At 68.9% G+C, this 25,043-nt stretch carries 18 protein-coding genes and 1 pseudogene; 14 read left to right on the forward strand and 5 right to left on the reverse strand.

What is annotated here, in order from left to right; translation table 11 throughout:
• Positions 1-132: 132 nt before the first annotated feature.
• Positions 133-1,005, reverse strand: coding sequence for a helix-turn-helix domain-containing protein (locus tag ABT115_RS11175; RefSeq protein WP_351786831.1), 873 nt, complete (start codon positions 1,003-1,005; stop codon positions 133-135).
• Between the two features lie 63 nt (positions 1,006-1,068).
• Here ABT115_RS11175 and ABT115_RS11180 point away from each other — a divergent pair, with 63 nt between their 5' ends.
• The 3 genes from ABT115_RS11180 (at position 1,069) to ABT115_RS11190 (ending at position 4,019) form a co-directional block, all read left to right on the forward strand.
• The gene (locus tag ABT115_RS11180; protein ID WP_351786834.1) at positions 1,069-1,398 is read left to right on the forward strand and encodes a 4a-hydroxytetrahydrobiopterin dehydratase; all 330 of its coding nucleotides are present in this window, start codon (positions 1,069-1,071) and stop codon (positions 1,396-1,398) included.
• A 210-nt stretch (positions 1,399-1,608) separates the two neighbouring features.
• Complete coding sequence (locus ABT115_RS11185; protein WP_351786837.1) at positions 1,609-2,547, forward strand: class I SAM-dependent methyltransferase; 939 nt, start codon at positions 1,609-1,611, stop codon at positions 2,545-2,547.
• An 845-nt stretch (positions 2,548-3,392) separates the two neighbouring features.
• Positions 3,393-4,019 carry a hypothetical protein gene (locus ABT115_RS11190; protein WP_351786839.1) on the forward strand — a complete coding sequence of 209 codons (627 nt, stop codon included), beginning with the start codon at positions 3,393-3,395 and terminating at the stop codon, positions 4,017-4,019.
• 586 nt (positions 4,020-4,605) lie between these two features.
• On the opposite strand, the gene ABT115_RS11195 is transcribed toward ABT115_RS11190, so the two are convergent.
• From ABT115_RS11195 to ABT115_RS11210, 4 genes and pseudogenes are all read right to left on the reverse strand, one after another.
• Positions 4,606-5,442 carry an aldo/keto reductase gene (locus tag ABT115_RS11195; RefSeq protein ID WP_351786842.1) on the reverse strand — a complete coding sequence of 279 codons (837 nt, stop codon included), beginning with the start codon at positions 5,440-5,442 and terminating at the stop codon, positions 4,606-4,608.
• Between the two features lie 217 nt (positions 5,443-5,659).
• Entirely contained in the window at positions 5,660-7,459 is a 1,800-nt protein-coding gene (locus ABT115_RS11200) for an AMP-dependent synthetase/ligase (RefSeq protein WP_351786845.1), read from the reverse strand.
• Between the two features lie 306 nt (positions 7,460-7,765).
• Positions 7,766-8,620 (reverse strand): formate dehydrogenase accessory sulfurtransferase FdhD, encoded by an 855-nt coding sequence (gene fdhD, locus ABT115_RS11205; RefSeq protein WP_351786847.1) that lies wholly within the window; start codon positions 8,618-8,620, stop codon positions 7,766-7,768.
• A gap of 11 nt (positions 8,621-8,631) precedes the next feature.
• Positions 8,632-8,757 (reverse strand): annotated as a pseudogene (locus tag ABT115_RS11210) (2Fe-2S iron-sulfur cluster-binding protein); the annotation flags it as partial.
• Between the two features lie 407 nt (positions 8,758-9,164).
• Here ABT115_RS11210 and ABT115_RS11215 point away from each other — a divergent pair.
• The 11 genes from ABT115_RS11215 to ABT115_RS11265 all read left to right on the forward strand — a co-directional run bounded on the left by ABT115_RS11215 (position 9,165) and on the right by ABT115_RS11265 (position 25,030).
• The gene (locus tag ABT115_RS11215) at positions 9,165-10,115 is read left to right on the forward strand and encodes a beta-ketoacyl-ACP synthase III (protein ID WP_351786850.1); all 951 of its coding nucleotides are present in this window, start codon (positions 9,165-9,167) and stop codon (positions 10,113-10,115) included.
• 305 nt (positions 10,116-10,420) lie between these two features.
• Positions 10,421-11,602 carry an ROK family transcriptional regulator gene (locus ABT115_RS11220; RefSeq protein ID WP_351786853.1) on the forward strand — a complete coding sequence of 394 codons (1,182 nt, stop codon included), beginning with the start codon at positions 10,421-10,423 and terminating at the stop codon, positions 11,600-11,602.
• A 201-nt stretch (positions 11,603-11,803) separates the two neighbouring features.
• Positions 11,804-13,330, forward strand: coding sequence for a sugar ABC transporter ATP-binding protein (locus ABT115_RS11225; protein WP_351786856.1), 1,527 nt, complete (start codon positions 11,804-11,806; stop codon positions 13,328-13,330).
• Positions 13,327-14,376, forward strand: a complete 1,050-nt coding sequence (locus tag ABT115_RS11230) for an ABC transporter permease (RefSeq protein ID WP_351786859.1) — start codon at positions 13,327-13,329, stop codon at positions 14,374-14,376. The genes ABT115_RS11225 and ABT115_RS11230 overlap by 4 nt, the downstream gene beginning before the upstream one ends.
• 193 nt (positions 14,377-14,569) lie before the next feature.
• The gene (locus ABT115_RS11235) at positions 14,570-15,607 is read left to right on the forward strand and encodes a substrate-binding domain-containing protein (RefSeq protein WP_351786862.1); all 1,038 of its coding nucleotides are present in this window, start codon (positions 14,570-14,572) and stop codon (positions 15,605-15,607) included.
• Positions 15,608-15,675: 68 nt separating this feature from the next.
• Positions 15,676-16,917 carry a Gfo/Idh/MocA family protein gene (locus ABT115_RS11240; RefSeq protein WP_351786865.1) on the forward strand — a complete coding sequence of 414 codons (1,242 nt, stop codon included), beginning with the start codon at positions 15,676-15,678 and terminating at the stop codon, positions 16,915-16,917.
• A 12-nt stretch (positions 16,918-16,929) separates the two neighbouring features.
• The gene (locus ABT115_RS11245) at positions 16,930-17,934 is read left to right on the forward strand and encodes a sugar phosphate isomerase/epimerase family protein (protein ID WP_351786868.1); all 1,005 of its coding nucleotides are present in this window, start codon (positions 16,930-16,932) and stop codon (positions 17,932-17,934) included.
• 231 nt (positions 17,935-18,165) lie between these two features.
• Positions 18,166-21,888: a ThuA domain-containing protein gene (locus ABT115_RS11250; RefSeq protein WP_351786871.1), complete on the forward strand. Its 3,723-nt coding sequence runs from the start codon at positions 18,166-18,168 to the stop codon at positions 21,886-21,888.
• Positions 21,889-21,978: 90 nt separating this feature from the next.
• Positions 21,979-23,133 (forward strand): inositol-3-phosphate synthase, encoded by a 1,155-nt coding sequence (locus tag ABT115_RS11255; RefSeq protein WP_502969073.1) that lies wholly within the window; start codon positions 21,979-21,981, stop codon positions 23,131-23,133.
• On the forward strand, positions 23,130-24,176 hold the full coding sequence (locus ABT115_RS11260; protein WP_351786876.1) for an SCO3242 family prenyltransferase: 1,047 nt from the start codon (positions 23,130-23,132) through the stop codon (positions 24,174-24,176). Before ABT115_RS11255 ends, ABT115_RS11260 begins: the two co-directional genes overlap by 4 nt.
• Positions 24,173-25,030, forward strand: a complete 858-nt coding sequence (locus ABT115_RS11265) for a sugar phosphate isomerase/epimerase family protein (protein ID WP_351786879.1) — start codon at positions 24,173-24,175, stop codon at positions 25,028-25,030. Before ABT115_RS11260 ends, ABT115_RS11265 begins: the two co-directional genes overlap by 4 nt.
• The last annotated feature ends 13 nt before the right edge of the window (positions 25,031-25,043 follow it).

The following is a 25,043-nucleotide window of genomic DNA, read 5'->3' on the forward strand; positions in this document are numbered from 1 at the left end:
ACGTGCTGATGCTCGTCCTGGCGTCCTGGCGTCCTGGCGTCCTGGCGTCCTGGCGTCCTGGCGTCCTGCCCGTCGCGAGCACCGCCGCGATCGTCCTGGGGTGCGCCGATGCCCCCTGGGTCCGCCCGACCGTCAGAAAGTGAGGGACCGCAGATGGTCGGCGGTCGCCCGGTCAGCGGGCAGGAACGTCTCGATGGCCAGCTCGGCCACCGTCACATCCATCGGGGTGTTGAACGTCGCGATGGAGGCGACGAACGAGAGCACCTGCCCGCCGTGCTCGATACGCAGGGGCAGCGCGAAGGGCCGGGGCGACGCGGGGCCGGCTCCCGCGTTCTCCCCGGCAGAGCACCCGATACTCCCGGCGCCCCCGTTGCTCGCGGCGGTCTCGGCATCCTCTGCCCTGTCCGTACCTTCCGGCGCGGGATAGCCCGCGACCTCCTCGTACAGCTCACGCAGCTCCGCAGACCGGGCCAGGGCGATCTGACGATCCATCTGTGCCAGCAGATCGGCCCGCCATTCCCGAAGATTGCGGATGCGCGGGGCCAGGCCCTCCGGATGGAGAGTGAGCCGCATGGCGTTCAGCGGCGGGGTCAGCAGATGCCCGGCCACGCCCTCCAGCAGCATCTGGATACCCTGATTGGCCGCCACCACGTTGTACATACCGTCGACGACGAGCGCCGGGTAGGGGTCGTACCCCTGGAGCAGCCGCTCCATCCCCTCGCGCAGCGCACCCAGCGCCGGGTCGTCGAGCGCGGTCTGTGCGTAGCGGGGCGCGTAACCGGCCGCCAGCAGCAGGGCGTTGCGTTCCCTGACCGGGATGTCGAGATGTTCGGCCAGCCGCAGGATCATGTCCTCGCTGGGACGGGAGCGGCCGGTCTCGATGAACGAAATGTGCCGGGCCGAGGAATCCGCGCGGAGCGCCAGCTCCAGCTGGCTGATCCGACGCTGCTCCCGCCAGCTGCGCAACAGCGGCCCTACCCCCGTGTCAAGCGCGACAGTTGTCATGCCAAGACCGTAACGTCACCGGCACCGCAGACCGGCACCGATCGTTCGTGAGGGAGTCGCAGCATGTCCGCCGCACCATTATCGCAGAAGGAGATCGAGGACCGGCTGGGTGACCTGCCCGGCTGGTCGTTGGAGGGGGACCGGATCACTTGCACCTACCGGCTCCGCACGCATTTCGCCGCAGTCGGGCTGACCGTGCATGTCGCCCAGATCCAGGACGAACTGAACCACCACTCCGATCTGACGCTCGGATACAACACCGTCACCCTGTCCGTGAACACCCACGACGCGGGTGGTGTGGTCACCGAGAATGATCTGAACCTGGCCGCGCGGGTGGTGGCGATCGCTGCCGGGCACGGCGTGAGGCAGCCGGATGGGCGGGCACGCCGCTGAACATCGGGCCGGGAGGCCGCGTGGATGTGCCGGGCACGCCGCTGAGCCGGCACCATCTGCTGGGCCCGAACGGATCGTCGACGTCCACGAACGGCCTGCGGTCCTGCCCGCCAGGAGTCGGAGGCGTCAGCCCCGGGAATACCGGAGCAGCGGGTTGCCAAACCGGCAACAAATATTGAGAGAGAGCTGATGTGCGGTGAGGCTGTCCCCATGAGCCAGCACACCGACCACGGTCATCAGCACGACACCATCAGCCGTCATCAGCACGACAGCACTCACGCCCACCATCACGGCACCACCGACTTCGACTGGGATGTCATGGGCCCGTTGCTGGAGCAGAACGCCGAGCTCAGCCGCACGCAGTACGAGGAGGCGGCCCGTTGGATCGCCGGCCTGCCCGCGGCCCCGAAGGTACGCCGGATTCTCGACATCGGCAGTGGGCCCGGTGTGATCGCCTGTCTGCTCGCCGAGGTGTTTCCCGAGGCGGAAGTCGTCGCCGTCGACGGAACCCCTGCGCTTCTGGAACGCACCCGGGCCCGCGCGCAGCGGCTCGGTCTCGGTGACCGGGTCCGTACCCAGCAGGCCGACATCCCCGAAGGCCTCGCTGAGCTGGGGGAGGCGGATCTGATCTGGGTGGGGAACGCCCTGCATCACATGGGTGACCAGCGGGCAGTCCTCGCAGGGTTCGCCGAACTTCTGCGCCCCGGTGGGACCGTCGCCCTGGTCGAGGGCGGCCTGCCGCCCCGCCAGCTCCCGCGTGACATCGGCATGGGGCGGCCGGGTCTGGAGGCCAGGCTCGACGCGATCACCGCGGACTGGTTCGAGGACATGCGGGCGTCACTGCCCGGCACCAAGCGGGAGACCGAGGACTGGAGCGCCCTGTTCACCGCGGTGGATCTGCACCCGCAGGGCACCCGCAGCTTCCTGCTCGACCTTCCGGCACCGCTCTCCGAGCCGGCCCGCGACCACGTCATCGCCGAGTTCGCACGTCGGCGCGAGATGTTCGAAGAGTCCCTGACGGCCGAGGACATTGCCGTTCTGGACCGGTTGCTCGACCCCGAGGACCCGGCCGGACTGCGCCGCCGCCCCGATGTCTTCCTGCTCACGGTCCGTACGGTGCACGTGGCCCGACGGGGTGACCTGTGCTGACGTGCTAGTACCCGACCGGCAAGGTTAGCCCCGTCGCGGCGGCCGGCACTTCCCCAAGCTCTCAGCTTCGTTCGAGCAGGGGAGACCCCATGGCTCGCGGCGTTGGCCAAAAGCCCAGGTAGCGCCGCCACCTGGGCTTTTGGCCGCCTTGCGGTCACAAGCACCAGCCGCCGCTCCTTGATGGGCAAACCTTGCCGGTCGCGACACGAGGCTGAGGGGGGCGTCGGCCAGGGACACCCGCGGTACAGCGTGCCTACGTGGCACGGCCGACCGGTCTACGTGGCCGCGGCCGCACGCCCGGAGCGCGTACGGATCCTGACAGGCGGTTGGCCATCCGTGATCTGTACGCCCTGCGCGTCCTCGATCTCAGCAGGCCAGGCTCTGCGCTCCAGACGGAGGGGCGCACCGGGTACGGCCGACGTCGCCGTGAAATGAGCGCTCACCTGCGACCACCGGGCGCCCGGAATCCCGCGTAGCGCTCTTCGGCGAGCTTTCTCGGCGCGTTACTGCAGGTCAGGATGGGTGGGACTGCGGATGACGGGTATTCAGGACGGGTGCTTACGGCTCTTTCCCGGGCTGTGTCAACAAAGACACGCTGCCGCCAGGGGTGAGAGAGCATCAGGAAGTCGCCTGGACAGGCTAATGAAGCATCAATTCGCCTACAAATAAGGGTGATTGGCAGCTTGTCGGATTATCTGGAAATGGCATTCGGGTGTCTCGTGTACCCCGATCGGCGCCCCGCCGCCAACCTTCCAACGTGTCCGATATGACAGCTTTCGGGACCGTAAGTACGTTCAATCACGGGTCGGCTGCTCGGTCGGCCTCTCTGAGACAGGAGAAGTGACATGGTTACGCGTTCCACCGTCGTTACTGCCGCTCTTGCGGCCGCCGCGGCACTGGCCGCCACCGGCATCACCTACGCCTCGGCCGCCTCCTCCGAGCCGGCCCAGGCAGCCCCGGTCGTCCAGCAGGCCACCGCCCCCGTTTCGGCCCTCACTGGCGGGGAGTCCGGCAAGGGCAACGAGGGCAAGGGCAATGAGGGCGGCTACGAGAAGGGCGAGCAGGAGAAGGGCGAACACGAGAAGGGCCGCCACGAGAAGAAGCGGGAGCGGCGCCACTTCCTGGGCCGTATCCACATCAACGAGCGCACCTACCCCGCGGTAGTGGACGGTTGCGTCACGGTGGTCAGCGGTCTCGGTTCCAAGAGCCTCAACATCCGCAACGACAGCCACAAGACCGTCGAGGTCTTCCGCGGGGCGACCTGCGACAACGGCGCCCCGCTGGCCACTGTCGGACCCTGGAGCTCCAGCGACGGCGTTCGCACGGGCCACGTCAAGGGCGGCGTGAAGGTCCGCCACGGAGTTGTGGGCAGCTTCCGAGTGATCCGTAGTCACCACGGCGGCTTCGAGAAGGGTGGCTTCGAGAAGGGTGGCTTCGAGGAGGGTGGCTACGAGGAGGGCGGCGAGTACTGAGACCGGTGATCGAGCATCATCACGATGGCCGGTAATCAAACACCACTGAAAAGGCTGGTGATCAAGTCACCCGCCTGACGCAGAACCCCGGCCCGCCGGAATCGGGCCGGGGTTCCAGTCTGGGTACTGCTGCCTTGCCATACTAGAGCCGGACGGCAAGGCACTGCCAGCCTGGCTGGAACAGCCGCGTCGCATTGCGGCCTCCCAGCCATTGGCAGGACCCGGCGACCGGGGCGACAGAACACGTGGCGCCGGCGCGGCAGACGCCGCCCACGTCCCGGCCGCCGGGATCCCGGCCAGGCCCAGAGCCGGGTAACCGATGGCCCTGCCGGGCCGCTGATCGAATCAGAACAGAAAGGCATGGACCAACCGGTGAATCGGGGGTGGGAGAAGGAGCGGGGCTGGGCGCGTGCCCAGCCCCGCGCCGCCGCCCCTCATTCGCCGGTCGGCCTTAGCCCATGTGGGTGACGGGCCCCGTGGTTCCTTCCTGAGCAGTAGACCGCCGCCCGGCTCGGCAGCCGGGCGGCGGTCTGCGTACTCCAACGGTGCAGCGACACGACTCAGGCTGTCGGGTGACCTCTCAGTCTCAGGCGCCGAGGTTGAACTCGCCCGGGTTCGGGCCGAGACGCTTGCCCTCGTCCAGTGCGGCGAACGCGGCCAGGTCGTCGGCGTCCAGTTCGAAGCCGAACACATCGAGGTTCTCCACGATCCGGGACGGCGTCACGGACTTCGGGATCGCCACATTGCCGGTCTGGATGTGCCAGCGGAGGACCACCTGGGCCGGCGTGCGGCCGTGCTTCTGGGCAATGGCGACGACCGTCGGGGCCTCCAGGAGGCCCTTGCCCTGGCCCAGCGGCGACCAGGCCTCGGTCGCGATGCCGTGCTTGGCGTGGAAGGCGCGCGACTCGGCCTGCTGGAGTTGCGGGTGGAGCTCGATCTGGTTGATCACCGGGACCACGGAGGTTTCGCCGAGCAGGCGCTCCAGGTGCTCGGGCAGGAAGTTCGAGACACCGATGGCCTTCGCGCGGCCGTCGGAGTAGATCTTCTCGAAGGCCTTGTACGTCTCGATGTACGCGTCCTTGGCCGGCACCGGCCAGTGGATCAGATACAGATCGACATAGTCCAGCCCCAGCTTGTCGAGCGAGGTGTCGAAGGCGCGCAGGGTGGAGTCGTACCCCTGGTCAGCGTTCCACAGCTTCGTCGTGACGAAGAGCTCCTCGCGGGCGACACCGGAGGCGGCGACGGCCCTGCCCGTGCCCTCCTCGTTCTCGTAGATCGCGGCGGTGTCAATGCTCCGGTACCCGGACTCGATGGCTGTCGCGACCGCCTTCGCGGCCTCGTCGTCCGGCACCTGCCAGACACCGAAACCGAGCTGCGGCATCTCGACGCCGTTGTTGAGGGTGATGGAGGGGACCTTGCTCACGAGCGGTCGATCCTTACGTCGTCGGTGGGATTCTCATGTCCAAACGATCGGGGAGTGCCATGCATTCCCCGCCGGCCCGGTGTTCGCGGCCGCCGCCCTCCAGTGCAAGGCTACGTGGCCTTCACCCAGCCTCTCACCCGGCCTCGCCCCCGTACGTGGTTCGACGCCGCCGGTCCGCGCCCGAGCCACGTGCGCTCCACCGCTGAGGCACGGTGCCTCAGCGGTACAGGGCATCGACCTCCGCCGCGTACGCCGTCTCGATCGCCTTGCGCTTCAGCTTCAGGGACGGCGTGAGCAGACCGTGCTCCTCGCTGAACGGATGCGCCAGGATCCGGAACGTACGGATCGACTCGGCCTGCGACACCGCTGTGTTGGCGGCCACCACCGCCCGCCGGACCTCCATCTCCAGGTCCCGGTCCCGCACCAGATCCTCCGGCCTCATCGGCGGCCGCCCCTGCATGGACAGCCAGTGGTCCACCGATTCCTGGTCCACGGTCACCAGCGCCGCGATGTACGGCCGGTCATTGCCGACCACGATGCACTGCGCGACCAGCGGATGCGCCCGCACCCGCTCCTCCAGACCGGCCGGCGACACACTCTTGCCGCCCGACGTCACCAGGATCTCCTTCTTCCGCCCGGTGATCGTCAGATAGCCGTCCTCGTCGAGCGCCCCCAGATCCCCAGTGACCAGCCAGCCGTCGCGCAGCACCGCGCCGGTGGCCTCCGGGTCGCCGAGATAGCCCGCGAACACATTGCCGCCGCGCACCCACACCTCGCCGTCCCCGGCGATGCGCACGGTGGTGCCGGGGATCGGCTGCCCGACCGTGCCGTACCGGGTGCGTTCCGGCGGATTGGCGGTGGCCGCCGCGGTCGACTCGGTCAGCCCGTATCCCTCGTACACCCTCACGCCCGCGCCTTCGAAGAACAGCCCGAGCTGCCGCGCCATCCCCGAACCGCCGGACATGGCGTGCCGGATCCGGCCGCCCAACGCCTCGCGCACCTTCTTGTACACGACCTTGTCGAAGAACTGGTGCTGCACCCGCAGCGCGGCGGACGGCCCCGGGCCGGTCCCGAACGCCCCTGCCTCCATCGCCTCGGCGTACTTCACTGCGATGTTCACGGCCTTGTCGAACGGCCCGGCCCGGCCCTCCGCCTCGGCCTTGCGCCGGGCGGCGTTGAAGACCTTCTCGAAGATGTACGGCACCGCCAGGATGAACGTCGGCCGGAACGACACCAGGTCCGGCATCAGCGCCTTCGTCGACAACTCCGGCTGGTGGCCGAGCTTCACCCGGCCGCGGACCGCGGCGAGCTCCACCACCCTGCCGAAGACATGCGCCAGCGGCAGGAAGAGGAGAGTGGCGGCCTCGTCGCCCGGCTTGGAGTGGAAGACCGACTTCCAGCGGGAGGCCATGGTGTCCGTCTCGAACATGAAGTTGGCGTGTGTGATCACACAGCCCTTGGGGCGTCCCGTCGTCCCCGAGGTGTAGATGACGGTTGCCACCGACTCGGGTGTCACCGCGCGCCGGTGGCGGTGCACCACCTCGTCCTTGATATGGGTGCCCGCGTCGAAAAGCTCGGTCACCGGGCCGGTGTCCAACTGCCAGAGCCGCTTGAGCAGCGGCAGCCGGTCGATCACCGACGCGACCGTCATCGCATGGTCCTCGTGCTCGACCACGATGGCTGACACACCGGCGTCGTGCAGCATCCAGAAGACTTGTTCGGCCGAGGACGTCGGGTAGACCGGTACGGACTGGGCGCCGACCGTCCACAGCGCGAAGTCGAAGAGCGTCCACTCATAGCGCGTACGCGACATCAGGGCCACCCGGTCGCCGAATCTGACGCCGTGCGCGATCAGCCCCTTGGCGAGCGCCAGCACCTCGTCCCGGAACTTTGCCGCAGTGACATCCTGCCAGCGTCCAGTCGCGTCTTTTCGGGCGAGCGCGACCCGGTGCGGATCTTCCTCGGCGTAGTCGAACACCACATCGGCCAGCCCGCCTACGAGGGGCGCGGCTGCCATGGGTGGGACAGTGAACTCGCGCAATGACCTGCTCCTTGTGGCGCTCCGCACAGCGCCGTGACGCTACCCCACCGGGCGGCGCGGTGGGAGGGCCCCGAAACGGCGGACAACGTGGCATATGCACAAGTCAGCCACCGAAATCCGGCCAGATGGGCAAGGCTCGGGCATGGTTCCGCCCACGTAGTAAGAGACCGGCGCCGGAATCTCCACCGAATCTGTACGCCGCTGTCACCCCCGTTCCGGGCGGGTACGGGGCGAAGCGGCTCGGCTTCGACCGGGGGACCGGATCGCCCTCCGGTTGCGGTGTCACCGGAGAGCGTCACGGTGAGCTGAGGCCAGCGCAATGCGATGCTCACCCGCGTACACGTTCATCGAAGGACCCCGCAGAAAGCCGACCAGGGTCAGTCCGGTCTCGGCCGCCAGATCGACGGCGAGGGACGACGGTGCCGAGACCGCCGCGAGTATCGGGATCCCGGCCATCACCGCCTTCTGGGCCAGCTCGAACGAAGCCCGCCCCGACACCAGCAGAATCGCCCGGGACAGCGGCAGCCGGTGGTCGGTCAGAGCCCGGCCGACCAGCTTGTCGACCGCGTTGTGCCGACCGACGTCCTCGCGGATGTCGAGCAGCTCGCCCGTCTCGGAGAACAGCGCCGCCGCGTGAAGACCCCCTGTCCGGTCGAAGACCCGCTGTGCGGAGCGCAGTTGGTCGGGGAGGGCGGCGAGCAGAGAGGGTTCGACCCGGACCGGGGGAGCGTCGGCGACCGGATGCCGGGTCGTGGTGCGTACCGCGTCGAGGCTCGCCTTGCCGCACAGCCCGCAGGACGACGTGGTGTACACGTTGCGTTCGAGTGTGATGTCGGGGACCGGGACGCCGGGGGCGAGCTTCACATCCACGACGTTGTACGTGTTGACGCCGTCCGCCGTGGCCCCGGCGCAGTAGACGATCGACTGCACCTCGGAGCCGTCACCGATCACGCCCTCGCTCACCAGGAAGCCCGCCGCCAGTGCGAAGTCGTCGCCCGGTGTCCGCATCGTGATGGCGAGCGGCTTGCCGTTCAGTCGGATCTCCAGGGGCTCCTCGGCAACGAGCGTGTCGGGGCGCGTGGTGACGGCCCCGTCCCGGATGCGGATGGTGCGGCGACGCTCGGTGACCCGTCCCATAGCGGTTTAACTCGATTCTGTACGTGTTGAAAGCCGATCCGGCCCTTGGTGCAGAGGCTGTCGTGGATCACCGGATTGCCGTGTGCAGAGGCGACCTTGACGATCTCATTGTCCTGCACGTGGAGTGTGACATTGCAGTGTGGTGCGGCGGGCGAGGTCGGGCAGGACGGTGGCCAGGCCGGCCAGGGCGGGAATCAGGGTGATGGCCCAGAACGCGGCGAAAACCTGGGCGTGCGCGGACGCGGCCTTGGCTGCGTACGCCGTCAGCCGGTGAGTGCGTCCATGGTGACTTCGGCGATCGACTCCAGTGCGGTCCGGTCGGCACCGCCCTGGCTGGAGATGCGCATGCAGCCGATCGCCGCGTTGACGAAGCGGGTAAGCGCTCCGGCGTCGCGGAGGGAGGCAAATATGCTTTCTGGTGATCACGGCTGTTGTCAAGCCTCCAACGGCCGGGTGCTATTCCTGTGGGAACACGTGCCCCCGTACCGGGCGGTAGCAGCCAAGACTGGATGGTTCCTGCATACGTAGCGAGGGGATCTTGTAAATGACCGGCTCACGTGTCGTGGCGCTCGGCCACTATCAGCCCGCCAAGGTGCTCACCAACGATGATCTGGCGGCCATGGTCGACACCAGCGACGAGTGGATCACCAGTCGCGTCGGCATCAAGACCCGCCACATCGGAGGCCCCGACGAGCCGGTGGACGAGCTGGCCGCGCACGCGGGAGCCAAGGCGCTTGCGGCGGCTGGGCTGCAGCCCGCCGAAGTGGATCTGGTTCTTGTCGCCACATCCACCGCGATCGATCGTTCGCCGAGCATGTCGGCGCGGGTCGCCGCCCGGCTCGGCATGGGCGCGCCTGCGGTGATGGACATCAACGTCGTCTGCTCCGGCTTCACTCACGCCCTCGCTACCGCCGACCATGCGATAAGGGCGGGCGCTGCCGAGCGCGTCCTTGTCATCGGTGCCGACAAGATGGCGGACATCGCGGACTGGACCGACCGCAGCTCCTGTGTCCTGCTCGGTGACGGAGCCGGTGCGGCGGTCGTCGTCGCGGACCTGGGCGGTGGCGACCGGCCCGGGATCGGCCCCGTTCTATGGGGCTCGGTGCCGGAGATGGGGAATGCGGTACGGATCGAGGGGACGCCCCCGCGTTTTGCGCAGGAGGGGCAGTCCGTGTACCGCTGGGCCACGACGCAGCTGCCGCCCATCGCCCGCAAGGTGTGCGAAAAGGCAGGTGTCGCCCCTGAGGAGCTGGCTGCGGTGGTACTGCACCAGGCCAATCTGCGGATCATTGAACCGGTCGCCAGGAAGATCGGTGCGGTCAATGCGGTCATCGCCCGGGACGTAGTGGACTCCGGCAATACGTCCGCGGCCTCCATCCCGATGGCTCTCTCCAAGCTGGTGGAGCGTGGTGAGGTCCACAGTGGAGAGCCGGTGCTGCTGTTCGGTTTCGGCGGGAATCTTTCGTATGCGGGTCAGGTGATCCGCTGTCCCTGAGGGGCGTTGAGATCGGTAGATTGCAGACAATAACGGCCTCTCCTGCTGCCAATCGTGGGTGAGGCCGTAAGCAATTGCTCGTCGCCGGAGGGGGACCGTGATGCTGCCAACCCGGCCTTCCACGCCAAGGCCATGGAGCTGGCGGGCAATGCCGTCCTCTCCCTCGGCCGAACGGCTTTGTCCTGGGTGTGGAGAAAGTTGTAGCGGATTCCTGCGCAACTTCTTCCCACTCCCGGCAACCGCTGCTACGTTCCCCTCAAAAGCCCGACGGACAGCCGATGTGGCGGGAGGGGTGCGTGAGACGTATGACGGCACGACCCGCGAATGCGCATCAGGCGCGACTGCTCAGGCTGTTGCGCGACGGCGGGCCCAACTCGCGGGCACAGATGGGGGATCAGGTCGATCTCTCACGCTCCAAGCTTGCCGTCGAGGTCGACAGGCTGCTGGAGACCGGACTCGTCGTGGCCGACGGACTCGCCGCATCCCGCGGAGGGCGTCGCTCCCACAACATCCGGCTCGCACCGCAGCTGCGCTTCCTCGGCGTCGACATCGGTGCCACATCCGTCGATGTGGCCGTCACCAACGCCGAGTTGGAGGTCCTGGGCCACGTCAACCACCCCATGGACGTACGCGAAGGGCCCGTCGCAGTCTTCGAGCAGGTGCTGTCCATGGTGGCCAAGCTCCGGGCCTCCGGGCTCGCCGAAGGCTTCGACGGAGCGGGCATCGGCGTACCCGGGCCGGTCCGCTTCCCCGAAGGGGTGCCGGTCGCACCGCCGATCATGCCCGGCTGGGACGGCTTCCCGGTCCGCGAGGCGCTCAGCCAGGAACTGGGCTGCCCCGTCATGGTCGACAACGATGTGAACCTGATGGCGATGGGGGAGCAGCACGCGGGCGTCGCGCGCTCCGCGGGCGACTTCCTCTGCGTCAAGATCGGTACGGGTATCGGCTGCGGCATCGTGGTCGGCGGCGACGTCCACCGCGGTACGACGGGCAGCGCCGGAGACATCGGCCATATCCAGGTCGAACCCGAAGGACGCGCCTGCGCCTGCGGTAACCGGGGCTGCCTGGAAGCCCACTTCAGCGGTGCCGCGCTCGCCCGCGACGCCGAGGACGCGGCGCGCGCCGGGCAGTCGGCGGAACTCGCGGGCCGGCTGAAGGCGGCCGGAAAGCTCACCGCCGCCGATGTGGCCGCCGCCGCGGCCGCCGGTGACGCCACCTCGCTCGACCTCATCCGCGAAGGCGGCAACCGGGTCGGCCAGGTCATCGCGGGACTCGTCAGCTTCTTCAACCCCGGGCTGGTGGTGATCGGCGGCGGTGTGACCGGCCTCGGCCACACGCTGCTCGCCAGCGTCCGCACCCAGGTCTACCGGCAGTCACTGCCGCTGGCCACCGGCAATCTACCCATCGTGCTGGGCGAGTTGGGACCGGCTGCCGGAGTGATCGGCGCCGCCCGCCTCATCAGCGACCACCTGTTCTCACCGGTCTGACCCTCGGCCGGCAGCGCATCGGCACACACCGAAATCACCGGAAACACCAAGAACACCGGAAACACCGGAAACACCGGAAACACCAGAAACACCGGAAGTACCGCACCACCGCACCTGGTACAGCCCTGCCCGCTCATCGGCCTTCCCCAAGCTCTCGGCTGCGCTCGAGCAGGGGAGACCCCATTCGCCGAGGGGATCGTCATGGCACCAGAACCACCCCTGCTCACCATGTCCGGCATCACCAAATCGTTCCCCGGAGTACGCGCCCTCGACGGCGTGGCCCTGGAGGTCCAGGCCGGCGAAGTCCACTGTCTCCTCGGGCAGAACGGCGCCGGCAAGTCCACCCTCATCAAGGTGCTCGCCGGGGCCCATCAGCCCGACGGCGGCGAGATCACCTGGCGCGGCGAACCGGCTGCGCTCAAGTCGCCCATCGCCGCGATGCGTTTGGGCATCGCCACCATCTACCAGGAACTCGACCTGGTCGAGGGCCTGTCGGTCGCCGAGAACGTCTTCCTCGGCCATGAACCGACCGCCGCCCGCTTCGTCGTCCGCACCCGCGAGGGCCGCACGGCGGCCGCCGCCCTGCTGAAGCGTCTCGGCCACCCGGAGATCGACCCGGCCCGGGCGGTCGGCGAACTGTCCGCCGCTCAGCAGCAGATCGTCTCCATGGCATGGGCGCTCTCCCACGACGTACGACTCATCGTGATGGACGAGCCGTCCGCCGCACTCGACCCCGACGAGGTCGACAACCTCTTCCGTATCGTCGCCGCCCTCACCGCCGACGGGGTCGCCGTCGTGTACATCTCGCACCGCCTGGAGGAGATCCGCCGGATCGGCGACCGGGTGACCGTGCTCAAGGACGGCCGCGCAGTCGCCGTGGGGCTGCCCGTCAAGTCCACACCGACACGCGACATCGTCGCCATGATGACCGGCCGCAATGTCGAGTACGTCTTCCCGCCACGCTCCACGGGCAGCGCGGGAGCAACAGCGGCGGAGCCAATACTGAAGGTCGAAGGACTGTCCAGGAAGGGCGAATTCGCCCCGGTGGACCTGGAACTGAGGCCCGGCGAGATCGTCGGTCTGGCCGGACTCGTCGGCTCGGGACGCTCCGAGATCCTGGAGACCGTCTACGGTGCCCGCAAACCGAGTGCCGGGCGGGTCACCGTGGCAGGCAGACCGCTCCGGCCCGGCAGCGTGCGCGCAGCCGTCGCCGCCGGCATCGGGCTCGCCCCCGAGGAACGCAAGGCGCAGGCCCTGCTGATGCTCGAATCCGTCACTCGTAACGTCTCCGTCTCCTCGATGTCCCGCTTCTCCCGGGCCGGCTGGATGGACCACGGGGCCGAACGCCGGGCGGCCCGCGCCGCCACCCGCGAACTCTCGCTGCGCCCCGACAACCCGGACACCGCCGTCCGCACGCTCTCCGGCGGCAACCAGCAGAAGGCCGTCCTTGCCCGCTGGCTGCTGCGCGGCTGCCGGGTCCTGCTGCTCGACGAACCGACCCGCGGTGTCGACGTCGGCGCCCGCGCCGAGCTCTACGCCGTGATCCGCCGGCTGGCCGACGAAGGCCTCGCCGTGCTGCTCGTCTCCAGCGAGGTGCCCGAAGTGCTGGGCCTCGCCGACCGGGTGCTGGTGCTCCGTGAGGGCCGCGTCGTGCATATGGCGGACGCCCGGGAGCTCGACGAGCACCGCGTACTCGACCTGGTGATGGAAGGGAGCCCCACGTCATGACGCAGCCCGTCTCATCGGCGCAGCAGGGCGGGCCGAACAAGGGAGCCGCCCCCGCCCCGGTCGCCGAACCCCGTAAGAAGGACGGACCTTCGCGCCCCCTCGGCCTGCGCGCGGACGTCCGTAACCTCTCGCTCCTCGGCGTTCTCGTCGTACTTGTCGCCGTCGGCGGATTCACCGAGCCCGATGCCTTTCTGGACACCGGGAACCTTCAGCTGATTCTGACCCAGTCGTCCGTCATCGGCGTCGTCACCGTCGGGATGACCTTTGTCATCACCAGCGGCGGCATCGACCTGTCGGTCGGTGCGATGGTCGCGCTCGCCTCCGTCTGGGCGACCACGCTCGCCACCCAGGAGTACGGCTTCGCGGGGATTCTGTTCACCGCCGTGATCGTCGGACTCGGTGCCGGGCTGGTGAACGGGGTGCTCATCGCCTACGGGCGGATGGTGCCGTTCATAGCGACGCTGGCCATGCTCGCCTCGGCCCGCGGGCTCGCCCTCCAGATCACCGACGGCAAGACTCAGATCGTCACCGTCAAGTCGGTCCTCGACCTGGGCCTGCCCGACTCGTACGTCCTCGGCATCCCACCCCTGGTCATGATGTTTGCCGCGGTGACCGTCATCGGCTGGCTGGTGCTGAACCGCACGACATTCGGACGGCGTACTGTCGCGGTCGGTGGCAACGCGGAAGCGGCCAGGCTGGCCGGTATCGACGTACGACGGCAGCGGCTCTGTCTCTATCTGCTCTCCGGACTGTGCTGCGGCATCGCCGCCTTCATGCTGATCATCCTGTCCGGCTCGGGACAGAACACCAACGGCAATCTGTACGAGCTCGATGCCATCGCCGCTGCGATCATCGGCGGCACTTTGCTCAGCGGCGGACGCGGCACCATCGTCGGCTCCGTGCTCGGCGTCCTCGTCTTCACCACCATCACCAACATCTTCGCTCTCAACAATCTGCAGAGCGACGTCCAGCAGATCGCCAAGGGCGCGATCATCGTCGCCGCCGTCCTGGTACAGCGCCGCACATCGGCGCACGGGGAGACCTGAGCAGCTGTTGTCCAGCGGGGGTTGGACAACAGCTGCTTAGCCCTCAGAGCCTGTCGGGCGACCTCTGATCGGGCGGACGAAGGTCACCCGACAGGCTCTCGGGCGCACTCCCGGCAGCTCTGCTTCTCATTCCGCCCACCGCCCCATACGCCATATGTGACACGTCACGCACCGGATGAAGGGTTGGACAGCCATGCCAGAAACCAGCCGCAGACGACTGCTCTTCGGCACCGCAGCCGTCTCAGCGGGCGCCCTCCTCACTGCCTGCACCAGCAATGAGCCCAAGAAGTCGGAGACCGCGCAGAGCAATCAGCCTGCCGCCGACGACAAGCCAGGCAAGCCCGTCACCATCGGCTTCGCCGGCCCGCAGGCCGACCACGGCTGGCTCAACGCCATCAATGAGAACGCCAAGTCGCGGGCGGCGAAGTACTCCGAGGTGACCCTGGAGATCACCGAGGGCTCCAACGACACCGCCGCCCAGATCGGCCAGGTAAAGACCCTCATCAACAAGAAGGTCGACGTCCTTGTCATTCTCCCTGCTGACGGCAAGGCGCTCACCCAGGTCGGTCTGGAAGCGATGAAGGCTGGCATCCCCGTCGTCAACCTGGACCGAATCTTCGCCTCACCTCAGGCGTACCGCTGCTGGGTCGGCGGCGACAACTACGGCATGGGCCTCAACGCCGGTACGTACATCGGCGAGCAGCTCAAGGACAAGGCGGATGCCAAAGTCGTCGAGCTGGCCGGCATCGACAACCTGGAGCTCACCAAGCAGCGCAGCCAGGGCTTCGCCGACGCACTGAAGAACTATCCCAACATCAAACTGGTGGCCCGTCAGGCAGCCGATTTCACCGTCGAGTCGGGCCAGGCGAAGATGGCCCAACTCCTGCAGGCGCAGAAGAAGTTCGACGCCCTGTGGAACCACGACGACGATCAGGGCGTGGGCGCGCTGCGCGCCATCCAGCAGGCGGGCCGCGACGAGTTCCTGATGGTCGGCGGCGCCGGGGCCAAGTCCGCGATGGACGCGATCAAGGCCGACAACAGCGTGCTGAAGGCCACCGTTCTCTACCCGCCGACGATGGCCGCGTCCGCCATCGACCTGGCCCGTGCTCTCGGGCAGGGCAAGGGTGTCGGCGGTCTGGCCGAACTGGAGATCCCGACCAGTCTCACCCTCTACTCGGCCGTCGTCACCAAGGAGAACATCGACCAGTACCTGCCGACCGGCTTCAGCTGATCCGCCCCGCAGGAGGGTGCTGACCCTTCCGCCGTACCCATCGAACGACCGACGAGGAGGAAGCCCGGATGGCCCGTAGGGAAGAGACGGATCAGGAGGCCGCATCGCCACCGCCGACGAATCGGCCGATGGCGAGTGCGCCGACGCTCGGAGTCGGCATGGTCGGATACGCGTTCATGGGCGCCGCCCACTCCCAGGGCTGGCGCACCGCCAGACACGTCTTCGAGCTCCCGATGAAACCGGCTCTCGCCGCGATCTGCGGACGCGACCGGGTAGCGGTCGACGCGGCGGCGGCCCGCCACGGCTGGGCGGCGGCGGAGACCGACTGGCGGGCCCTCATTGCCCGGGACGATGTGCAGCTCGTCGACATCTGCACCCCCGGCGACAGCCACGCCGAGATCGCCATCGCCGCCCTGGAGGCGGGCAAACACGTGCTGTGCGAGAAGCCGCTCGCCAACACGGTTGCCGAGGCCGAGGCCATGACCGAGGCCGCGGAGCGCGCGGCAGCCCGCGGCCAGGTGGCGATGGTGGGCTTCAACTACCGCAAGGTGCCCGCGATCACGTATGCCCGGCAGCTGATCGCCGAGGGGCGGATCGGCACCCTGCGGCATGTCCGCGCCACCTACCTCCAGGACTGGCTCGTGGACCGTGAATCGCCGCTCACCTGGCGGCTGAAGCGGGAACACGCCGGCTCGGGAGCGCTCAGCGACCTGGGGGCGCACATCGTCGACCTGGCACAGTATCTGGCGGGGGAGCTGCTGGTCGGGGTGTCGGCGGTCAGTGAGACGTTCGTGACGGAACGGCCGCTGCTCGCCGGTCCGTCGGCCGGCCTCTCCGGCGCCGCGGACTCGGGAGCGCGGGGTGCGGTGACCGTGGACGACGCGGCCCTTTTCACCGGCCGGCTCGCCTCCGGGGCGCTGGCCTCGTTCGAGACGACCCGGATGGCAGCCGGACGGAAGAACGCGCTGCGGCTGGAGATGAACGGGGAGCGCGGCTCGCTCGCCTTCGATCTGGAACGGCTCAATGAACTCTCCTTCCACGACCACACCGAACCCGCCACCACGGCGGGGTTCCGGCGCATCCTCGTCACCGAACCCCAACACCCCTACCTGGAGGCGTGGTGGCCGCCGGGTCACGCCCTGGGATACGAGCACACCTTCATCCACCAGGCCCGTGACCTGGTGCGGACGATCGCCGAAGGGACCGCCCCCGCACCGTCGTTCGCCGACGGGCTGCAGGTGCAGCGGGTGCTCGCTGCGGTGGAGGAGAGCGCCGAGAAGAACTCCGTACACACCCCCGTAGTTCTCTAGGAGGTCCTGCGCATGTCCCGTCCCTTCACACTCTTCACCGGCCAGTGGGCCGACCTGCCGCTGGAGGAGGTCTGCCGGCTCGCCCGGGACTTCGGCTACGACGGGCTCGAACTCGCTTGCTGGGGCGACCACTTCGAGGTCGACAAGGCTCTGGCCGATCCCGGCTATCTGGACGGGCGGCGGCAGCTGCTCGACAAGTACGGACTGAAGTGCTGGGCGATCTCCAATCACCTCGTCGGCCAGGCCGTCTGTGACAACCCGATCGACGAACGTCACCAGGGGATCCTGCCGGCACGGATCTGGGGCGACGGTGAACCCGAAGGGGTGCGCCGCCGGGCCGCCGAGGAGATCAAGAACACTGCCCGCGCGGCCGCTGCCTTCGGGGTGCGCACGGTCATCGGCTTCACCGGCTCCTCGATCTGGCACCTGGTCGCGATGTTCCCGCCGGTTCCGCCACGCATGATCGAGCGGGGGTACGAGGACTTCGCCGAGCGCTGGAACCCGATCCTGGACGTCTTCGACGCGGAGGGCGTGCGGTTCGCCCACGAGGTGCACCCCAGCGAGATCGCGTACGACTACTGGACCACGCACCGAGCGCTGGAGGCGGTCGGTCACCGGGCCGCGTTCGGGCTGAACTTCGACCCCAGCCACTTCGTCTGGCAGGACCTCGACCCGGTCAGCTTCCTGTACGACTTCCGGGACCGGATCTACCACGTGGACTGCAAGGAGGCCCGCAGGCGCCTGGACGGCCGTAATGGTCGCCTCGGCTCACATCTGCCGTGGGGCGACCCGCGGCGCGGCTGGGACTTCGTCTCCGCCGGGCATGGTGATGTGCCGTGGGAGGACGTCTTCCGGATGCTCCGGTCCATCGAGTACGAGGGGCCGGTCTCCGTCGAGTGGGAGGACGCGGGGATGGACCGGCTGGCGGGTGCGCCGGAAGCGCTTGCCACGCTGAAGCGGTATGACTTCGACCCGCCGTCCGCGTCGTTCGACGCGGCGTTCGGGGGCGGGGACTGACCGCCCGCCTCACGGGGGCCTCTTTGTCCTGACGCGGGAAAAAGTTCAACGAGACTGCTGCGTAAGGGCTTTCCGACCCGGACGAACAGGTCTACCGTCGTCCTCAATGTGTACATGACATGACCCGCGTCACCGGCGCCCCACAGGCCCCGAATGACCTGCGCGGCAGTCCCCGCGCAGAACGGCACGGCAACACCCGCCCGTACAACCGGCACTCTCCGGAGGACATTCGTGCACAGAATCAGAAGCAGGAGCAGAACGCGGCTCCGCGCCCGTGAATCCCTCGCGCTGCTCACCAGCGGCCTGCTCGCGGCGGCCACCCTCGCCCTGGGCGCCGCGCCCGGAGCGGCCGCGGCGGGACCGTCCTCGCCGGCCGCCGCCGACGCGACGGCCGAGGAATTCCAGCAGGTGACCCTCGCCAAGGGCGCAGCCGAGACCGGCGAGCCCATGACCCTCGCCGTCCTCCCCGACCGCAGCGTGCTGCACACCTCGCGCAACGGCGAGCTGCGCCTCACCGACAGCGGCGGAAACACCCGGGTCGTGGGGGCCGTCCCCGTGTACTCGCACGACGAAGAAGGACTCCAGGGCGTCGCCATCGACCCCGACTTCAGCAAGAACCGGGCCATCTACCTCTACTACGCGCCCCCGATGGACACTCCCGCCGGAGACGCCCCCGAGAACGGCACGGCCGCCGACTTCGCCAAGTTCGACGGGGTGAACCGGCTCTCGCGCTTCGTTTTGAAGGACGACGGCACCCTCGACAACGCCAGCGAGAAGAAGATCCTCGACATTCCGGCCTCGCGCGGTATTTGCTGCCACGTCGGTGGTGACATCGACTTCGACGCCCAGGGCAACCTGTATCTGTCGACCGGTGACGACACCAACCCGTTCGCCTCCGACGGTTACACACCGATCGACCAGCGCCCCGACCGCAACCCGGCGTTCGACGCCAGGCGCAGCGCGGGCAATACCAACGATCTGCGTGGCAAGATTCTCCGGATCAAGGTCGCCGAGGACGGCTCGTACACCATCCCCGACGGGAACCTCTTCGCACCGGGTACGGACAAGACCCGTCCCGAGATCTACGCGATGGGCTTTCGCAATCCGTTCCGCTTCTCCGTCGACAAGGCCACCGGCATCCTCTATGTCGGCGACTACGGGCCCGACGCGGGCGCGGCCGACCCCAAGCGCGGCCCGGCCGGACAGGTCGAGTTCGCCCGGGTGACCAAGCCGGGCAACTTCGGCTGGCCGTTCTGCACCGGCAACAACAACGCCTACGTCGACTACGACTTCGCGACGAAGACGTCCGGTGCGTCCTTCGACTGCGACGCCCCGAAGAACACCTCTGTGCACAACACCGGGCTCGTCGACCTTCCGCCCGCCCAGCCCGCCTGGATTCCCTACGACGGCGGATCCGTGCCCGAGTTCGGCACCGGCTCCGAGTCGCCGATGGGCGGACCTGTCTACCACTACGACGCCGACCTCGACTCACCGGTGAAGTTCCCCGAGTCCTACGACGGGCAGTTCTTCGCCGGAGAGTTCGGCCGACGCTGGATCAAGGCCATCAAGCAGGATGCCAACGGCACCGTCCAGTCCATCAACCCCGTCCCGTGGACCGGGACACAGGTAATGGACATGGCCTTCGGACCCGACGGGGCGCTCTACGTCCTCGACTACGGCACCAGCTGGTTCGGCGGCGATACGAACTCCGCCCTCTACCGCATCGAGAACGCCACAGGTGGGCGCTCTCCCAACGCGGTGGCGTCGTCCAACAAGACCTCGGGTACCGCACCGCTGAAGGTGAGCTTCTCCTCGGAGGGCACCGTCGACCCCGACGGCGACCCGCTGACGTACGCCTGGAACTTCGGTGACGGCGGGAGCTCGACGGCCGCCAACCCCACGTACACGTACAAGAAGAACGGCACCTACACGGCGACTGTCACCGTCAAGGATTCGACGGGCCGGACCGCCTCGGCGAGCGCCCATGTCACAGTCGGCAACACGGCGCCGAAGGTGGAGTTGAAGCTCCCCGGTGACGGGCAGCTGTTCAGCTTCGGGGACGAGGTTCCGTTCAAGGTGACCGTCACCGACCCCGAGGACGGCACGATCGACTGCTCCAAGGTCGAGGTCCGCTTCGTCCTCGGTCACGACAGTCACGGCCACCCCATCACCACCGTCAACGGGTGTTCCGGAACGATCAAGACCGGCAGCGACGGCGGACACGACCCGAACGCCAACATCTTCGGGGTCATCGACGCTTCCTACACGGACGGCGGGGGCGGTGGCCAGGCAGCACTGTCCGGACACGATCAGGCCGCACTGCAGCCGCGCCACCGCCAGGCCGAGCACTACAGCGCCTCCTACGGCGTCGCACCGCAGAACAAGGCGACCGCTCATGGCGGCAAGACGGTCGGCGACATCCACAACGACGACTGGATCTCCTTCAAGCCGTACCTCCTCGGTGACTCCACCAAGCTGACCGCCCGGATCTCCTCCGGCGGCGTGGGCGGATTCCTGGAAGTCCGGTCCGGATCCCCGACCGGCACGATCCTCGGCTCCGCGCCCGTACCGGTGACCGGTGCCTGGGACAACTTCCAGGACATCGATGTAGCACTGCGCGACGTCCCGAAGAAGTCCACCGAACTTTTCCTGGTATTCAAGGGCGGCGCCGGAGCGCTCTACGACGTCGACGACTTCGAGCTCTCCCACAGTGCCCCCGACAAGACCGCCAAGCGGGTCCTGGTCTTCTCGAAGACGGCCGGCTTCCGTCACGACGCGATTCCCGACGGCATTGCCGCGCTGAAGGAACTCGGCAAGGACAACAACATCACCGTCGACTCGACGGAGGCGGCCGGTCAGTTCACGAGCAGCAACCTCGCCCGGTACGACGCGGTCGTCTTCCTGTCGACGACCGGTGACGTGCTCAATGCCGACCAGCAGAAGGCATTCGAGAGCTACGTGGCCGCCGGTGGCGGCTACATGGGCATCCACGCGGCGGCGGACACGGAGTACGACTGGCCGTTCTACGGCGGTCTCGTCGGTGCGTACTTCTCCGGACACCCCGCGATCCAGCCCGCCACCGTACGCGTCGAGGACCATGACCACCCGGCGACCGCACACCTCGAGGACGCCTGGGACCGAACCGACGAGTGGTACAACTACCGCACCAACCCGCGCAGTCAGGCCAAGGTCCTTGCCACACTGGACGAGACGACCTACACCGGCGGCACCATGAAGGGCGATCACCCGATCACCTGGTGCCAGACCTACCAGGGCGGCCGTTCCTTCTACACCGGCCTCGGCCACACCAAGGAGTCGTACTCCGAACCGGCCTTCCGCCAGCTCCTGCTCGGCGGTATGCGGTACGCGGCCGGTCAGGTGAAGGGTGACTGCAAGCCCGACACCGGCTACCGGTCGATCTTCAACGGCAAGACGCTCGAAGGCTGGAAGCAGGCGGGCCCCGGAAAGTTCAACGTTGTCGACGGTGAACTTCGCTCCGAGGGCGGCATGGGTCTGCTCACCTACCAGGCCAAGGAACTCGGGTCGTACTCGCTCAAGCTCGACTGGAAGATGGAGGGCGACGACAACTCCGGTGTCTTCGTCGGCTTCCCGGAGTCCGACGACCCCTGGTCCGCGGTGAACAACGGCTACGAGGTCCAGATCGACGCCACCGACGCGCCCGACCGCACCACGGGCTCGATCTACACCTTCAAGGCGGCGGACATCAATGCCCGCGACCGGGTCCTGAGGCCGCCCGGGCAGTGGAACAGCTACGAGATCAAGGTCCAGGGCGAACGTCTCCAGGTCTTCCTCAACGGAGTGAAGATCAACGACTTCACCAACACCGATCCGGTACGGAGCCTGAAGGCCGGATACATCGGCATCCAGAACCACGGTGCCGATGACCATGTGTCCTTCCGCAACATCCAGTTGAAGGAACTGCCCTCGGCGTAGGTCACTCCCGCCGACGGCGGGCGGGCAGGGACATCCTCCCCGCCCGCCGTCCCCACCCGATCCCTTCCCCGTCGCACAGCGCCGCTCGCTCTGCCCAGCCAGGACCCCCAGCCAGGGAGGCAGCCCGTGTCAGCACCCGACGTTCGTACCGGAGTCTGGTTCATCGGAGCACGCGGCTCCGTCGCCACCACCGCCACGGCGGGGTGCGCAGCGGTCGCAGCGAGGCTCCACCCGGCGGCAGGCATGGTCACCGAGACACCGCCGTTCGCCGACAGCGGGCTGCCCAGCCTGACCTCACTGGTCTTCGGCGGACACGACACGGTCGGCTGTCCGCTGCCCAAACGGGCCGAGGCACTGGCCGCCGGGGGAGTTCTGCCGCACGGCCTGCCCTCGGCAGTACGCTCCGAACTCGCCGCCGCCGACGCGGAGATACGTCCCGGCGGGCCACTGCCCGGCGACACCCGCAGCGACGAGGAGCTCATCACCGCCTTCGCCGCCGACCTCGCGGCCTTCGGGCACCGGAACGACCTGGCCAGGACGGTCGTGATCAATCTCGCCTCCACGGAACCGGTCCCGGCCCCCGGCGAGCGGCGGCTGCCCGCCAGCTCGCTCTATGCCGCGGCAGCGCTCCGGGCCGGCTGCCCGTACATCAACTTCACCCCCTCGACCGGGCTGCGCACCCCCGCCCTCCAGGACGCCGTCGCGGACTGCGGACTTCCTCACGCGGGCCGCGACGGCAAGACCGGCCAGACGCTGCTCCGCTCCGTACTCGCCCCGATGTTCGTGCAGCGTGCCCTGCCCGTACGGGCCTGGTCGGGCACCAACCTGCTGGGCGGCGGGGACGGAGCGGCGCTGGCCGACCCGGGCGCGGCCGCGGCCAAGAACGCGGGCAAGGAACGCGTCCTCGCCGACACACTGGGAACGGCGCCCGAGGGCGAGGTCCACATCGACGACGTACCGGCCCTCGGCGACTGGAAGACGGCCTGGGACCACATCGCGTTCGACGGATTCCTCGGGGCGCGCATGGTGCTCCAGACGACCTGGCAGGGGTGCGACTCCGCACTGGCCGCACCCCTGGTCCTGGACCTGGCCAGACTGGTGGCCCGCGCCCACGAGAAGGGGCTGACCGGCTCCTTGCCCCAGCTCGGCTTCTACTTCAAGGACCCGGACGGCGGCCCTGCCGCACTCTACGAGCAGTACATGGAACTGCTGGCCTTCGCCGACACGCTGCGGGGGGAGAAGTGACGGTACGGGCCTGGGCGGAACTGCTGCGGGTGTCTGCGCTGTTCACCGTCCCCGGCGACGCACTCGCCGGGGCGGCGGCAACCGGCCTGCGTCCCGACCGCGGCACCGCGCTCGCCGTCGGCGCCTCGCTCTGCCTGTACGAGGCGGGAATGGCGCTCAATGACTGGGCCGACCGCGACGAGGACGCCGTCGACCGCCCGCACCGGCCGATCCCCTCGGGGCGGATCGCCCCCGGCGCGGCCCTGGCGGCGGCGGGCGCGCTGACGGCCGCGGGCCTGGGGCTCGCCGCACGGGCCGGCCGCCCGGCCCTCGCCGTCGCCACAGGGCTGGCGGCGACGGTCTGGGCGTACGACCTCCGCCTCAAGCACACCCCGGCGGGACCGGCGGCGATGGCGGCGGCACGAGGACTGGATCTGCTGCTCGGAGCCACCGCCACCGGTGCGGCGAAGAGCACGACGGGACCGGAGCCGGGGTCGCGCACGCGGCCGCGCGCAGGCTCGGGTTCGGGGTCGCGCACGGGCGCGGGTACGGCTTCGGCTTCGGCTTCGCGTGGCCTCGTTCGCGGCGCCCTCCCGGCCGCCGGCCTGCTCGGGGCGCACACCTATGCGGTCACCGCCGTCTCACGGCACGAGGCGCAGGGCGGATCCACCACCGCACCCCTCGCCGCGCTCGCGGCCACTGCCGCACTGGGAGCCGCGGCGCTGCGCGCGCAGCGCGGACCCGGGGACGCGACCCCGGATACGGGACGTGGCAGTAAACGAGAGTCGCACCGGCCACCGGCGCCCCCCGCCTCCACCGCCCCCCGCCTTCTGCTCACCGCGCTCACCGGCTCCTACTTCCGCACCGCCGCGCGGCCCCTCCTCCACGCCGCCCTCAACCCGTCCCCGCCGCTCACCCAGCGCGCCGTCGGCGGCGGCATCCGGGCGATGATCCCGCTCCAGGCCGCCCTCGCCGCCCGCGCCGGAGCAGCAGGTACGGGGCTCGCCGTCATGGGTCTCGTCCCGCTCGCCCGTACCCTCGCCCGGAAGGTGAGCCTCACATGACGATCCGCTTCGGCTACGGCACGAACGGGCTGACCGACCTCCGCCTGGACGACGCCCTCGGACTCCTCGCCGATCTCGGGTACGACGGGGTCGGCCTGACCCTCGACCACATGCACCTGGACCCCCTCGCCCCCGACCTCGCCGCCCGCACCCGCCGCGTGGCGTCCAGGCTCCAGGAGCTGGGCCTAGGCGTCACCGTGGAGACCGGTGCCCGCTACGTCCTCGACCCCCGCCGCAAGCACGGCCCGTCCCTCCTCGACCCGGCCCCCGACGCCCGCGCGGCCCGCACCCGGCTGCTCGTCCGGGCCGTCAGCATCGCCGCCGACCTCGGTGCCCACGCCGTGCACTGCTTCAGCGGCATCACCCCACCGGACACCACCCCTGGCGCTGCCTGGCAGCGGCTCGCCGACTCCCTCGCCCCCGTCCTCGACGCTGCTGACCGCTCCGGCATCCCCCTGGCGATCGAGCCCGAGCCCGGACACCTCCTCGCCGACCTCGCCGACTTCCACCACCTGCGCGTCCTCAGCGGCGATCCACCACCGCTCGGACTCACCCTGGACATCGGCCACTGCCAGTGCCTGGAGCCCGCCCCGCCCGCCGACTGCGTCCGCGACGCCGCGCCCTGGCTGCGGCACGTCCAGATCGAGGACATGCGCCGGGGCGTCCATGAACACCTCCCGTTCGGCGAGGGCGAGATCGACTTCCGGCCCGTACTCGAAGCGCTCGACGCCCTCCCGGCCACCGGCTACCGCGGCCTCACCGTCGTCGAACTGCCCCGTCACTCCCACGCCGGTCCCGAACTCGCCCGCACATCCATCGAGTTCCTCCGCAAACACAGTCCGTCGAGCCGCTGAATCCCGAAGGGAG

It is taken from the genome of Streptomyces sp. NPDC001832 (genome assembly GCF_040297265.1).
Taxonomy (GTDB): domain Bacteria; phylum Actinomycetota; class Actinomycetes; order Streptomycetales; family Streptomycetaceae; genus Streptomyces.